The organism is Nonomuraea sp. MG754425 (genome assembly GCF_021699195.1).
Taxonomy (GTDB): domain Bacteria; phylum Actinomycetota; class Actinomycetes; order Streptosporangiales; family Streptosporangiaceae; genus Nonomuraea.
Window position 1 is genome coordinate 1 of the sequence record NZ_SSXE01000493.1, and the last position, 493, is coordinate 493.

Genomic DNA, 493 nt, shown 5'->3' on the forward strand with positions numbered 1-493 from the left:
ATTTTTGCCTTTGATTCCGCCGCTCCGCCCGTTTCCCGTCAATTCAAAGGCATTTTTGCCTTTCATTCAGGCCATTTGCCCGTTTCGGCTGGAATCAAAGGCTTTTTTGCCCTTCATTTCGGACATTTGCCTTTCATCATCAGTCCGGAGTATGCCCAGGGTAGCTGCAGCACCTCGACTGAAATGTCGGCAACTTCCTTCCCAGCAACTTATCGCCACAGCCACCGATTAATCGATACACTCACATATACAGCGAAAACAGAACAAACTACCTTAGCTTTTAGCAGTTCAACATTTCGGCATTTTTGACAGTTCGGTATTTTGGCAGCTCAGTATTTCAGCATTTCCGCAGGCATTCCGCAGGCCAGCTTTTCAGCGCTTCAGTATTTCAGCATTCAGTCGTCAGCATTGCGGACTACGACATTCTGGCATTTCGGTAATTCAGCATCTAGACATTTTCAGCATTTAGCTATCAGAATTTCAACACCTTAGC

The 493-nt window shown here is 46.0% G+C and carries 1 protein-coding gene; it reads left to right on the forward strand.

Annotated elements, in window-relative coordinates:
• Window positions 1-309, forward strand: a 309-nt coding sequence (locus FAF44_RS53650; protein WP_237111189.1) for a hypothetical protein, incomplete at its 5' end; no start/stop codon positions are given.
• Window positions 310-493 lie beyond the last annotated feature (184 nt).